Origin of the sequence: Paractinoplanes abujensis, assembly GCF_014204895.1 — a bacterium.
GTDB lineage: Bacteria > Actinomycetota > Actinomycetes > Mycobacteriales > Micromonosporaceae > Actinoplanes > Actinoplanes abujensis.
Map to the genome: position 1 here is coordinate 2,554,394 of NZ_JACHMF010000001.1, position 11,493 is coordinate 2,565,886.

At 68.9% G+C, this 11,493-nt stretch carries 11 protein-coding genes; 7 read left to right on the plus strand and 4 right to left on the minus strand.

Annotation, left to right across the window (positions count from 1 at the left end; translation table 11 throughout):
* Window positions 1-16: 16 nt before the first annotated feature.
* The 4 genes from BKA14_RS11360 to BKA14_RS11375 are packed head-to-tail and all read left to right on the plus strand — an operon-like array spanning window position 17 to window position 4,085.
* Window positions 17-844 carry a sugar phosphate isomerase/epimerase family protein gene (locus tag BKA14_RS11360; RefSeq protein WP_184950894.1) on the plus strand — a complete coding sequence of 276 codons (828 nt, stop codon included), beginning with the start codon at window positions 17-19 and terminating at the stop codon, window positions 842-844.
* A complete protein-coding gene (locus tag BKA14_RS11365; protein ID WP_184950895.1) occupies window positions 841-1,893 on the plus strand; it encodes a Gfo/Idh/MocA family protein in 1,053 nt (350 codons plus the stop codon). The genes BKA14_RS11360 and BKA14_RS11365 overlap by 4 nt, the downstream gene beginning before the upstream one ends.
* Window positions 1,890-2,753, plus strand: a complete 864-nt coding sequence (locus tag BKA14_RS11370) for a sugar phosphate isomerase/epimerase family protein (RefSeq protein ID WP_184950896.1) — start codon at window positions 1,890-1,892, stop codon at window positions 2,751-2,753. The genes BKA14_RS11365 and BKA14_RS11370 overlap by 4 nt, the downstream gene beginning before the upstream one ends.
* Before the next feature lie 54 nt (window positions 2,754-2,807).
* Window positions 2,808-4,085 carry a lactate racemase domain-containing protein gene (locus BKA14_RS11375; RefSeq protein WP_184950897.1) on the plus strand — a complete coding sequence of 426 codons (1,278 nt, stop codon included), beginning with the start codon at window positions 2,808-2,810 and terminating at the stop codon, window positions 4,083-4,085.
* 15 nt (window positions 4,086-4,100) lie between these two features.
* Here BKA14_RS11375 and BKA14_RS11380 read toward each other — a convergent pair whose 3' ends face one another.
* On the minus strand, window positions 4,101-5,138 hold the full coding sequence (locus BKA14_RS11380; protein ID WP_184950898.1) for a LacI family DNA-binding transcriptional regulator: 1,038 nt from the start codon (window positions 5,136-5,138) through the stop codon (window positions 4,101-4,103).
* Between the two features lie 125 nt (window positions 5,139-5,263).
* Between BKA14_RS11380 and BKA14_RS11385 the strand changes: the two genes are divergently transcribed.
* On the plus strand, window positions 5,264-6,349 hold the full coding sequence (locus BKA14_RS11385) for a hypothetical protein (RefSeq protein WP_239092348.1): 1,086 nt from the start codon (window positions 5,264-5,266) through the stop codon (window positions 6,347-6,349).
* Window positions 6,350-6,608: 259 nt separating this feature from the next.
* Here BKA14_RS11385 and BKA14_RS11390 read toward each other — a convergent pair whose 3' ends face one another.
* On the minus strand, window positions 6,609-7,112 hold the full coding sequence (locus tag BKA14_RS11390) for a hypothetical protein (protein WP_184950899.1): 504 nt from the start codon (window positions 7,110-7,112) through the stop codon (window positions 6,609-6,611).
* A gap of 254 nt (window positions 7,113-7,366) precedes the next feature.
* On the opposite strand from BKA14_RS11390, the gene BKA14_RS11395 reads away from it, so the two are divergent.
* The gene (locus BKA14_RS11395; protein ID WP_311776106.1) at window positions 7,367-8,818 is read left to right on the plus strand and encodes a lysyl oxidase family protein; all 1,452 of its coding nucleotides are present in this window, start codon (window positions 7,367-7,369) and stop codon (window positions 8,816-8,818) included.
* 82 nt (window positions 8,819-8,900) lie between these two features.
* On the opposite strand, the gene BKA14_RS11400 is transcribed toward BKA14_RS11395, so the two are convergent.
* On the minus strand, window positions 8,901-10,226 hold the full coding sequence (locus BKA14_RS11400; RefSeq protein WP_184950900.1) for an acyltransferase family protein: 1,326 nt from the start codon (window positions 10,224-10,226) through the stop codon (window positions 8,901-8,903).
* 131 nt (window positions 10,227-10,357) lie between these two features.
* Window positions 10,358-10,849: a nucleoside deaminase gene (locus BKA14_RS11405; RefSeq protein WP_184950901.1), complete on the minus strand. Its 492-nt coding sequence runs from the start codon at window positions 10,847-10,849 to the stop codon at window positions 10,358-10,360.
* A gap of 487 nt (window positions 10,850-11,336) precedes the next feature.
* Between BKA14_RS11405 and BKA14_RS43805 the strand changes: the two genes are divergently transcribed.
* The gene (locus tag BKA14_RS43805; protein WP_260416499.1) at window positions 11,337-11,459 is read left to right on the plus strand and encodes a hypothetical protein; all 123 of its coding nucleotides are present in this window, start codon (window positions 11,337-11,339) and stop codon (window positions 11,457-11,459) included.
* Window positions 11,460-11,493 lie beyond the last annotated feature (34 nt).

Genomic DNA, 11,493 nt, shown 5'->3' on the forward strand with positions numbered 1-11,493 from the left:
AAGGAAGGCACCCCCCATGTGGACTCTCTCCGGATTCTCCGACGAGATCTCCCCTGACTTCACCGAGCAGTGCGAGGTCGTCTCGGGGCTCGGCATGAAGTACGTCGAGGTGCGCAGCGCCTGGGACGTCAACATTCTCGACCTCTCCCCCGACCAGCTCGACACGATCAAGAAGACCCTCTCCACGTACGGGTTGAAGGTGTCCTCGATCGGCTCACCGATCGGCAAGATCCTGATCACCGAGGACTTCGCGCCGCACCTGGAACGGATGAAGCACGCGGCCGAGGTGGCCAAGCTGCTCGAGGCCCCGTACATCCGGATCTTCTCGTTCTTCATGCCCGCCGGGGACGACCCGGCCACCCATCGCGCGGAAGTGATCGATCGGATGCGCGCATTGGTGCGCGTGGCCGAGGACGCCGACCTGATCCTGCTGCACGAGAACGAGAAGGAGATCTACGGTGACGTGCCCGGCCGCTGCCTGGACCTGATCCGCTCGGTCGGCTCGCCGTACCTGCGCCTGGCCTGGGATCCGGCCAACTTCGTGCAGGTCGGCGTGCGCCCCTACACGGACGGGTATGCGAAGTTGCGTCCGCACGTCGAGTACGTGCAGATCAAGGACGCGCTGCTGGCCGACGGGACTGTGGTACCGGCCGGGCAGGGCGACGGCGAGGTGGCCGCCACGATGCGCGCGCTGCGCCACGACGGGTTCGACGGGTTCTTCTCGCTCGAACCGCACCTGGCCGCGGGTCACGCCACCGGCGGATTCTCCGGGCCCGAGCTGTTCACGACCGCCTGGCGGGCCTTCACCGGCCTGCTCGACATCGAGGAGATCGAGTACTCATGAGCCCAAGATTCGCCCTGGTCGGTGCGGGCGTGATCGGCAAACACCACGGCCGGGTCATGAGCGAGCTGGCCGACCGGCTGGAACTGGTCGCGGTGGTCGACGTGGTGCTCGATCGTGCGCGGTCGCTCACCGATGAGCGCGGCGGCCGGCCGTACGGGTCACTCGGCGACGCGCTGGCCGCCGAGCAGATCGACGTCGTTGTCGTGTGCACACCGACCGGACTGCACGGCCCGGTGGCCATCGAGGCGCTCGGCGCGGGCAAGCACGTCATCATCGAGAAGCCGGCCGAGACCACCGTGGCCCGCACCGACGAGATCATCGCGGCCCGGGACAAGGCGGGCACGCTCGTGACCGTCATCTCGCAGCACCGGTTCGACCCGTCGACCGAGCAGACCCTGGACGCCATCCGGGCCGGCGAGTTCGGGCGGATCAGCTCGGGCATCGCGGCCATCGACTGGTGGCGCGGGCAGAGCTACTACGACTCCGGGGACTGGCGCGGCACGTGGGAGCTCGACGGCGGCGGCGCGCTGATGAATCAGGGCGTGCACACCGTCGACCTGCTCGTGGCCGCGCTGGGCAAGCCGGTCGAAGTGTTCGCCTATACGGGCACCCTCGCGCACGAACGCATCGAGGTCGAGGACGTGGCGACCGGAGTTGTTCGTTTCGAGTCGGGCGCGCTGGGCGTCCTGCACGCTTCGACGTCCGCGTACCCGGGGCTGAGCGCACGGTTGCAGGTGCACGGCGATCGCGGGTCGGCAGTCATCGACAACGACCAGCTGGCCTTCTTCCACTCCACGCCGGTCGGCGCGCCGATCGAGGAGAAGTTGATGGGCAGAACGCAGACGATGTCGGGCGGCGGGACGGACACGGCGAGCAGCAACCCGGGCATGCTGTCGGACGCGCACCGCCTCCAGTACCTCAACTTCCTCGACGCCCTGGCCGGAAACGCGCACCTTCGCGTCGACCTGGAGACGAACCGGCAGTCGATCGCGGTCATCACCGGGGCGTACGAGTCCGCGCGAACCGGGAAGCCGGTGACACTCGGATGAGCAGGATCGCCGCCAACCCGATCCCCTACTGGGCAGCCGCGGGCAAGACCAAGGAGGTGTTCGACGAGGCGTTCGCCGACTTCCTCGCGATCGGGTTCACCGCGGTCAAAGCGGACGTCCCCGAGGGCATGACCGCGAACGACTATCTCGCATGGATCGGCGGGTACGGACTGTCGCCGTCGCTCAGCCTGTTCAACTCGCCGTTCGACGACACGGTCACCGTGGACGGCGAGGTGGAGAAGGCCAAACGGTTCGCCGCCGATCAGGTCGCGCTCGGCCTCGACCGTACGATGATCTCGTCGATGGCCGTTCCTGCGCGTCTGGCGCAACCAGCCGTCGGCGCCGAGCTCGACGAGGGACGCCTGAGCCGGGCGATCGACATGTGCGGCGAGGTGTGCCGCGCGCTGACGGCCGAGGGACTGCGGCCGCTGCACCATTCGCACATCGGCGGGGTGTTCGAGACCGAGCACGAGATCACCCGGCTGCTCGACGACCTCGGCCCGGACGTGATCGGCTTCGGACCCGACACCGGGCATCTGCGCTGGGCCGGCATCGAACCGGCCGCCTTCATCCGCCGCTACGCCGACCGGCTGGGCGGCATCCACATCAAGGACGTCTTCCCCGACCACCTCGAAGGTTCGACGCTGTCGTACCGCGAGGCCACGGCGTCCAAGCGGCTGTGGGCCGAACCCGGCCTGGGCGTGGTCGACTTCGACGCCGTCCTCGCCGCGATCCCGGACGACTACGACGGCGACTACATGATCGAAGTCGACGAGCCGTCGGTCGAGTCGAAGCTCGAGTCGCACGAGATGTCGTTCGCCTGGGCCCGGCGCGCCCTGGCGGGCAGGGTCACCGAGTGACAGCGGCGGCCGGACCCGGCGTGCAACGATGCTGAGCTACGGAAGGACCAGGTCATGACTTCGACGGTGGCGGGACAGGCGGCGCGGCTCGGCGGCGCCGATCGGGTGCTCTCCGAGGACGAGGTCACGGCCTTCGTGCTCGATCAGCTGGGCGGGCTCGACGTGGACGGGCGCAGCGTCTGCGTGCTCGTGCCCGACGCGACCCGGACGTGCCCGCTGCCGTTGCTCGTCAGCGCCGTGCACCGCGCGCTGCACGGACGGGTGTCGCGGCTGACAGTTCTGATCGCCCTGGGCACGCACGGTGCGATGACGGACGAGGCCCTTGCCGCACACGTCGGCGTCTATCCGGACACCGAAGTGATCAACCACGAGTGGTGGAAGCCGGAGACTTTCGCGCACCTGGGCACGATCCCGAGTGAGCGCATCGCCGAACTGTCCGACGGCCGGATGAGCGGGGACGTGCCGGTCCTGCTCAATCGCGCAGTCGTCGAGCACGACATCGCGATCGTCGTCGGTCCGGTCCTGCCGCACGAGGTCGTCGGCATGTCCGGCGGCAACAAGTACTTCTTCCCGGGCGTGGCCGGCCAGCAGATCATCGACGTGTCGCACTGGCTGGGCGCGCTGATCACCTCCGCCGAGATCATCGGAACGACCGGGCTGACCCCCGTACGGGCTCTGATCAACGACGGCGCCGCGCTGATCCCCGCCGAGAAGTACGCGTTCTGCGTGGTCACAGCCGAGCTTCCGCCGGACGGGACGGACAGCGACAAGAGCAGCGCCCTGCACTCGATCTCGTTCGGCGACTGCGTCTCGTCCTGGTCCAGCGCAGCCGAGATCAGCGCGGCCACCCATGTCACGTACCTCGATCGGCCCCGGCGGCGGGTGCTGTCGATCGTCCCGCAGATGTACGACGAGATCTGGACCGGCGCCAAGGGCTTCTACAAGGTCGAACCGATCGTGGCCGACGGCGGCGAAGTCATCCTGTACGCGCCGCACATCCGCGAGATCGCCACCAGCCATCCGCAGATCCACGAGATCGGCTACCACTGCCGCGACTACTTCGTGCAGCAGTGGGACGCGTTCAAGCATGTGCACTGGGGCGTGCTGGCGCACTCCACGCACCTGCGCGGCGCAGGCACCTACGACGCGCGGACAGGCATCGAGAAACTGCGCGTTGATGTCACTTTGGCCACCGGCATCCCGGAGGAGGTATGCCGCGCGGTCAACCTCGGCTACCGCGATCCCGCAACGATCGACGTCGCCGAGTTCGCCACCGACCCGAACACCCTGGTCGTCCCCCGAGCCGGCGAGGTCCTGTTCCGGCTGCGCTGATCCCCGGACGACGCCCTAACGCGGGCGGCTGCCCAGGGCTGCTCGTGGGCGGGGCACGGCCGTGGTGCCGCGCGGCGGGGCCGTCGACTTGCGCACCACCAGCCGTACGGGAAGCACAAGCGGACGACCGCTCGTCCTCGCGCCCTGAGCCACCGCGATGCAGTTCTGCATGCCGGTGAAGCCCATCCGATACAGCGGGGACGCGATCGTGGTGAGCTGCGGCTCCACCAGCTCGTCGAAGATGATGTTGTCGAAGCCGACCACGCTGACCTGCTCGGGCACGGCCACACCGAGCCGGCTCAGCCCCTTGACGATGCCGATCGCGAGCTGATCGTTGTAGGCCTGCACGGCCGTCGAGTCCGTCTCGGCCACGCGCAGCGCCGCGCTGATCCCGGCCAGCACCGTCGGCTCGTTGGGCCCGAGCCGGCGTGCCTCCAGCCCGAAGTCGGCCGCGGCCTGCCGCAGCGACCGCCACCGCACACCGTCCGACCAGCTCGTCTCGGGCCCCGCCACGTACGTGATGCGCTCGTGCCCGAGCGACGCCAGATGCTCGACCGCGCGCCGGATACCCCGCTCGGCGTCGTTGAGCACGCAGTTCGCCTCCGGGATGATCCGATTGAGCAGCACCACGGCCTTCTGCTTGGCGACCATCCGCAACGCCGAATCGGTCATCCGCGAACTGGCGATGACCACCCCGTCGACCTGCGCCAACTCCTGCTCGATGGTCTGCCGCTCCACCTTCGGCGACTCGTTCGTGTGCGACAGGATCAGCTGATAACCGGCCTCCCGGGCCGCCTCGTAGGCGCCCTTGATGATGTCGCCGTAGAACGGATTGGTCACGTCGGCGACGACCAGAGCGATCGCATTCCGCACAATTCCGGGGCCGGGCCGCCGGGCCTGCGCCCCCGTGCGATAGCCGAGCTTTTCGGCCGCCTCGAAAATCCGCTGCGCGGTGTCGGCGTTGACCCGGCCGGGCCGCGCGTAGGCGCGCGAAACGGTGGAGGCGGCCACCCCCGCCTCGCGCGCCACGTCGTAGATCGTCGGGCGGTTCATGTCCAGGATGTTAAATCCGCCGGCCCCGGCGAAACAGCCCCGCCGTGACCCGCGCCCGACCCGGGTGGTTGATCCCTGACATAGTCGGGTGGGCGGTTCGGGTCCAGGAGGTTGAATCAGTCATCGTGCGCGTGCTCAATGTTGTCGCCTCCACCGCTCTTCTGGCCGTCCCGGCGGTTCCCGTCGCCCTGGAAATGCAGGCGGCGACGGTCTGCACCGTGCGGGACGACCGCTTGGACGAGCTCTCCGGAATGGTGGCCGCCGGGTCGGGCTACGTCGTGGTCAACGACGGCTCCGATTTCGCCGACCGCCGGAGGATCTTCTTCCTCGACTCGACCTGCAAGGTGACCAGAACGGTGGCCTATCCGTCGCGGCCGCGAGACACCGAGGACCTGGCTCGCGGCGCCGACGGCACCCTCTGGGTCGCCGACATCGGGGACAACAGCGGCAGCCGCAGCACGATCGCGGTCTGGAAACTCGCCCCCGGCGCCAAGCGCCCGGTCCTGTTCCGCATGTCGTATCCCGATGGCGCCCGCGACGCCGAGGCCCTTCTGGTCACGCCCGCCGATGTGCCCGTAGTCGTCTCCAAGGAGGGCGGAACGGCCGGCCTCTACGTGCCGACCGGCCCGCTGAGCCGCAATTCCACGGCGCCGCTGCGCAAAGCCGGGGAAGTGACTCTGCCCACGAGCACGACGAGCAACCCGTTCTCGTTTCTGGGCCGCGCGGTCGTCACCGGCGCCGCCACGTCGCCCGACGGCCGCCACGTGGTCCTGCGGACCTATGCCGACGCGTTCGAGTTCGACGTCCCCGGCGGCGACGTCATCCGCGCCCTGACCACTGGACAACCGCGCCAGATCGCCCTCCCCGACGAGCCCCAGGGCGAGGCCATCACCTATAGCGCCGACGGCCGCTCCCTGCTCACCGTCTCCGAATCGTCGGGCGGGGCCGCCGCCGAACCCGAGATCCTCCGGTACGCCCTCCCCGACCGCCCCGCCGTCGCGTCGGACCCGACCACCGAGGCACCCACAACCACAGCCGCCACCCCCGCCTCCGGCTCACCGCCCGGCGCCACCCCCGACCCGGTCGCGGCCGAGAACCCACCACCGTTCGACTACATCACCGTGGTGGTCGGCCTGATCGCTGTGGTGGCGCTGCTCCTGGCCGGAGTGGTCCTGGCTCTGTATCGCCGTGCCCGCCACCGCGGACCGTAGAACGACGCTTCGGTCGATCTCAGTGCGGCGAAGCCTGCGCGGGAGCGACGCCTCAGTCCGGCTCGGTGCGGCGAATCTTGCGCGGGAGCGACGCCTCAGTCCGGCTCGGTGCGGCGAATCTTGCGCATGAGCATCGCCAGGACGCCGTAGCCCGAGCCGATGTTCCCCGTCGTGACACCCGCCGCGGTTCCCAGGAGGAGCGCGTTCGCGCAGTCCGGGCAGACCTCACGGCCTGTCACCGTCTTCTGGAAAGGCTCCCTCACCCGCCGCCGGCAGTCCGGGCAGTCGCGTCCTCCGAACGCCATACGCCATCTCCGTTCGCTCGTTTCGAAAGTTCGGCTCGGACGGCCGCCACGTCCAACCCCGCAAGCGGCATGCGGAAGCGCAGCTCGCCACCCCGCCGCTTGGCGGGCGCGCGGCGCCCCGTCCGGTCGATGGACACGATGCGCGCACCGTCGGCCTCTCGGACGAACAGGTCGAGCAGTGCGAACGGCCACCAAGCGCGCACCTGGATGCGCGTTATTGCGTCAGCCGGCACCACGACGCCGTCGCAGCGCGCCGCGACCAGCTCGACCCGATCCGGCGCGAAGGTGAGCGAAGGCGGCCGTTCGCGGGTCGCCAGGAACGACAAGAGTGAGTAGACAAGCGTGAAGGTGCCCACGTAGCCGAGCGCGAAGGTCCAGGACGTGGTCCATCGGCCGGACAGGGCGGAGTAGAACGCACCGGCCACGAGCCAGCCCAGCACGCCGGCCAACACCGCCACGGCCGCCGAAGCGAGCACGAACCGCCGAGGTGACCACCTTTGCCCGGTCATCTGCCGCTCACGGACAGATCATGGCAGAGGCACGCTACAGCCGCCGACGTCTGTCGTGTCGGAGACACTGACGGCTGATTCGACCAAGTTCGCGCGTCGGCTCACAGCGGGCTCACAGGCGAACGGCTTCGATAAGCGAACGTCTTTCGGAGCGCACTGGGGGGTTTGTTGTGGGACGGGCACGTAGATGGGGGCTCGCCGCCGTGGCGGGAGTCATGCCGGCGGCGCTGGCATTCACCGGGATGCAGGTGGCCGACGCCGCCACCAACAATGGCGTCAAACTGGTCTCGGGCGGCAAGAACATCAAGGCCGAGCGGTACGACACGGGGAACGGCTTCGCGGTCGACCTCGATCTCGGCCTCAACGTCATCGCGGGTGAGGAGCCGCTCGAGATCCGGGCGACCCGCAAGTCGTACGCGGATCCGATCGTGGCCCAGCTGGTCACGAAGAAGGGGAACGTGACGCTGCCCAAGGCCCTCGCCACCGACCTGTACACGCTCAAGCAGTTCACCACGGTGACGATCAAGAACGCCAAGGGCGCCGTGGTCAAGCGCTACTGGACGAACTTCTGCCCCAACTCGTACGACTCGGTGCGCACCCGCCCCGACGCGCCGGCCCAGTCGCCGTACCCGATGGGCTGTCCCTCCGGGAACCCGTTCACGCTCGGCACTGTGTGGGGTGTGCAGGCGGGATGGAACGCCAAGACCAGCGATGTGCCCACCCACGGCAAGGCGTTCGACCTGCCGCCCGGCAAGTACTCGGTCGGCGTCACCATCAACCCCCCGTACCAGAAGCTCTTGAACCTCAGCGCCAAGGACGCGACAGTCGCGCTCAACCTGACCGTGGCCAAGGAGTCCGTCGAGAAGGAAGCGCACACCAACGCGCATCGGCACGGCCAGCAGGTCTCCGTGACCCACTCCGAGTACCGGGTGCCGGCCAAGCGCCCCACCACTCGTGCGGCCGCGCCCGCGGCCGGTCCGCGGCCGGACCTGCGCTCGCTGCCCGCCTGGGGCATCTCGATCAGCAAGGAAGCCAAGAACAAGTGGTACGTCAACTTCGGCGCGACGGTCTGGAACGCCGGTGACTCGCCGCTGCTGGTCGACGGGTTCCGCCGCAACGGGCAGGACCTGATGGACGCCTACCAGTACTTCTTCGACGCCCAGGGCAACCAGGTCGGCGCCGTGCCGGCCGGGACGATGCAGTGGGACCCACGCGCGGGGCACAACCACTGGCACTTCACCGACTTCGCGCAGTACAACCTGCTCAAGTCCGACCAGAAGCAGGTCGCGCGCAGCGGCAAGGAGGCGTTCTGCCTGGCCAACACCGACCAGGTCGACTACACGATCCCGCTCGCGAAGTGGCGCCCGTTCAACACCGACCTCGAGACGTCGTGCGGCGAGAAGAACTCGGTGGGCGTGCGTGAGGTGCTCGACATCGGTAACGGCGACACCTACACGCAGGACCGGCCGGGGCAGTCGTTCGACGTCACGTCGCTGCCCAACGGCACGTACTTCATCCAGGTCAAGGCGAACCCGGCCGGCAAGCTGAGCGAACTGAGCACCACGAACAACACCTCGGTGCGCAAGATCGTGCTCGGCGGCACGGCGAAGAAGCGGACGCTCACCGTGCCCCCGGTCAACGGCATCAAGGGCTGATCTCGACCCAGCTCCGAACGGCGTCAGCCGGCTGACACGACTGTCAGCCGGCTGATTGTTCGTGTGCGGCGGTTGAGCGTTCTCAGCCCGCCCGCGGCGGCTGCTCCGGGTTGAACCCCTCGACACGCGCAGCCCCGCGAGCCGCCGACGAGCCGTACACCGTGCCCCCCGCCGGGCGAGCCGGGCCGGCCTGCGGAACAGCTTGCTGCGGAGCCACCGTACGGAGGCTGGGGTTGATCTCGGTGTTGAGCGGGACGGCCGGAGCGCCCGCACCCGCCAGCGCGGCCGGAGCGCCCGCACCCGCCAGCGCGGGAGTGGCGATCCGCGGCCACAGCGACGCCTTGCGCTTGGCCGAGACGTCCTCGACCCAGCCGAAGACGAGCACCGCGCCGAGCACCATTACCGTCTCGAGCACGAGCATCCACACGACGTACTGGAACGTCGCCCACGGCACCTGGTAGTGCTCGAGCACCGCCGCGCCGACCGTGATGAGCGGGAAGTGCCACAGGTAGATCGTGATGGCGCGCGCATTGATGACACGAACGGACTCGGACAGCCATTTCACCTTGTCGAGAACGGCCATCGTGGGACGGAAGCGCAGCACGATCAGGACAAAGGCAAGAGACCACAACGTACGGGCGATGGGCTCCTCATTGAGGTCGAAGCCCCACGCCGTCGGGTGCGTGAACAGCCAGTACAGGCCGACACCGCCGATCACCGCGGTCACGGCCGCCCACACCGCGACGGGCAACCTGTGCAGCCGGCCGTCACGATGCGCGAAACCGGCCATCCAGCACGCGGCATAGGTGACGAAGTCCCACATGATGCCGTCGATCGGGTCAGGCAGGCGGAAACCGGTCACGTGCAACACGGCCAGGGCGACGAGCGGCAACGCCACCACGACCCAGCCGAGCTTCTTGTAGGCGAAGTACAGGATCGGCGAGACCAGGACGAAGATCAGGTACGCCCGGAGGTACCACAGGACCTCCCAGAACGGCTCACCCCACGAGCTGCCCGGCGGGTCCTCCAGCGGGAACAGCCAGAACACCAGGTTGAGCTTGTGCAGCGGGTGGTCCGGGTCGCTGGTCGACCAGCCGTGCCAGAACATCAGCGGCAACGCGACCGCGGCGAACGTCCACAGCGCGGGCAGCAGCCGCCGGATGCGCGACCAGACCGCCTTGCGCGCACCGCCCTTGGCGAGCGACGCGGCCATGAGCGAACCGGCAATGGCGAACATCACGCCCATCGCGGGCAGCACGTAGGTGAGCCAGGCCCAGCCGAACGCGTGGTAGACGACGACGCGAACGATCGCCAACGCGCGCAGCGAGTCGATGTAGCGGTTGCGCGACGACGGCGCGGGAGGCTTCTCCTGCGCAGCGGGCGCCGCAGTGACGGGACTTGCAGACATGGATCGGGCCTCCGCCACGGTCGCGCTATTGACAGCCTTCGTACAGGATCATGGAGTGTAGGTGGCCGTAAACCGCCTCACGCGCCTGGACACCTGTCCGTCCGGTCAGGTCTCTTTGGCCGTCCGGGGGCCTATTTCCAGAAGCCTCTATGCACGTCGGCGGCGCTGGCGAGCGCGGCCGGCCCGTCGACCACGATCGGACGTCCGCCGCGGGCGAAGACCTCCCGCGACGACAACCGCAGCGGGGGCACCCCGTCCTCCTCGTCGACCATCGCGCCGAGTTCGTCGGAGGAGAAGGCGAAAACCGTACGGCCGATCCCGGACCAATAGATCGCACCCGCGCACATCGCGCACGGTTCGGTGCTCGTGTACAGCGTGCTTTCGCTCAGCACGGCCAATTCCCAGCTGCCGGCCACCCGGACGAGATTGGTCTCCGCATGCCCCGTCGGGTCGGACTGGGTGACCGTCGAATTCATCGCCTCGGCCACATTTCCCGCCGGCCCGACGAGCAGCGCCCCGAACGGATGATCCCCGCGTTTGCGCGCGTCCCAGGCCAGAGCCACGGCCCTTTCCAGATACGACTCGTCGACCGCCGAAATTCCGCTGGACGTCACCAAGGTCATTCGACCTCCCCCGTTCCCCTGCACGTCATTCAGTTCATCGATCAGGTCCACGGCCCCGGTCCGCAGGCGGACGGCGTCGGCGCCGAAGCCGCGATCGGCGAAGACCGCCGACCGATTGGCGCCTCCGGGCGGGCTTCGTCGTACCACCGGGATCAGCTTGAGCGAGAAGTCCGGAGGGGCGCATCAGCTCACCGGCCGGGAAGCGCCCGCCGAAGGACGCGAACATCCTGACAGTCACCGGTCGCATGATCGCTGACGGCCTGCGAGCCGGCGCCGAATCGCCGCCGCCGACGCGGATAGTCAAAGTGTTCCGGATCGACGTGGGTAACTCGGCCGGGCCGGGCCGGGCCGGGCCGGGCCGACCCCGGTTCTGGACGATCATCGACGGGAAGGCCGGCGACGGCGAGGCGGTCGCTGCCGCGCCGGCCGAGAGACGCTCGACGCCGAGAGTGGTCGGTACGCCGACTTCCGGGACGGCGACGACCACGTGGTCGTGTTCGCGCACAAGGTGTTCCGCTACGCGTCCGACGACCGTGCGACACACGAGGCCGCGGTCGCCTACGGCCTCGGCGTGGGCGTCCCCCAGCAACAACTCGACTGGGAAGGATGAACGGGTCGGGCAGGCGACACCATCGCCCACGCGC

What these genes read in the sequence shown, in the direction of transcription:
- BKA14_RS11405 (WP_184950901.1), bottom strand. Translation starts at nt 10,849, where the DNA reads ATGACCTTGGTGACGTCCAGCGGAATTTCGGCGGTCGACGAGTCGTAT.
- BKA14_RS11375 (WP_184950897.1), top strand. Translation starts at nt 2,808, where the DNA reads ATGACTTCGACGGTGGCGGGACAGGCGGCGCGGCTCGGCGGCGCCGAT.
- BKA14_RS11380 (WP_184950898.1), bottom strand. Translation starts at nt 5,138, where the DNA reads ATGAACCGCCCGACGATCTACGACGTGGCGCGCGAGGCGGGGGTGGCC.
- BKA14_RS11365 (WP_184950895.1), top strand. Translation starts at nt 841, where the DNA reads ATGAGCCCAAGATTCGCCCTGGTCGGTGCGGGCGTGATCGGCAAACAC.
- BKA14_RS11370 (WP_184950896.1), top strand. Translation starts at nt 1,890, where the DNA reads ATGAGCAGGATCGCCGCCAACCCGATCCCCTACTGGGCAGCCGCGGGC.
- BKA14_RS11360 (WP_184950894.1), top strand. Translation starts at nt 17, where the DNA reads ATGTGGACTCTCTCCGGATTCTCCGACGAGATCTCCCCTGACTTCACC.
- BKA14_RS11400 (WP_184950900.1), bottom strand. Translation starts at nt 10,226, where the DNA reads ATGTCTGCAAGTCCCGTCACTGCGGCGCCCGCTGCGCAGGAGAAGCCT.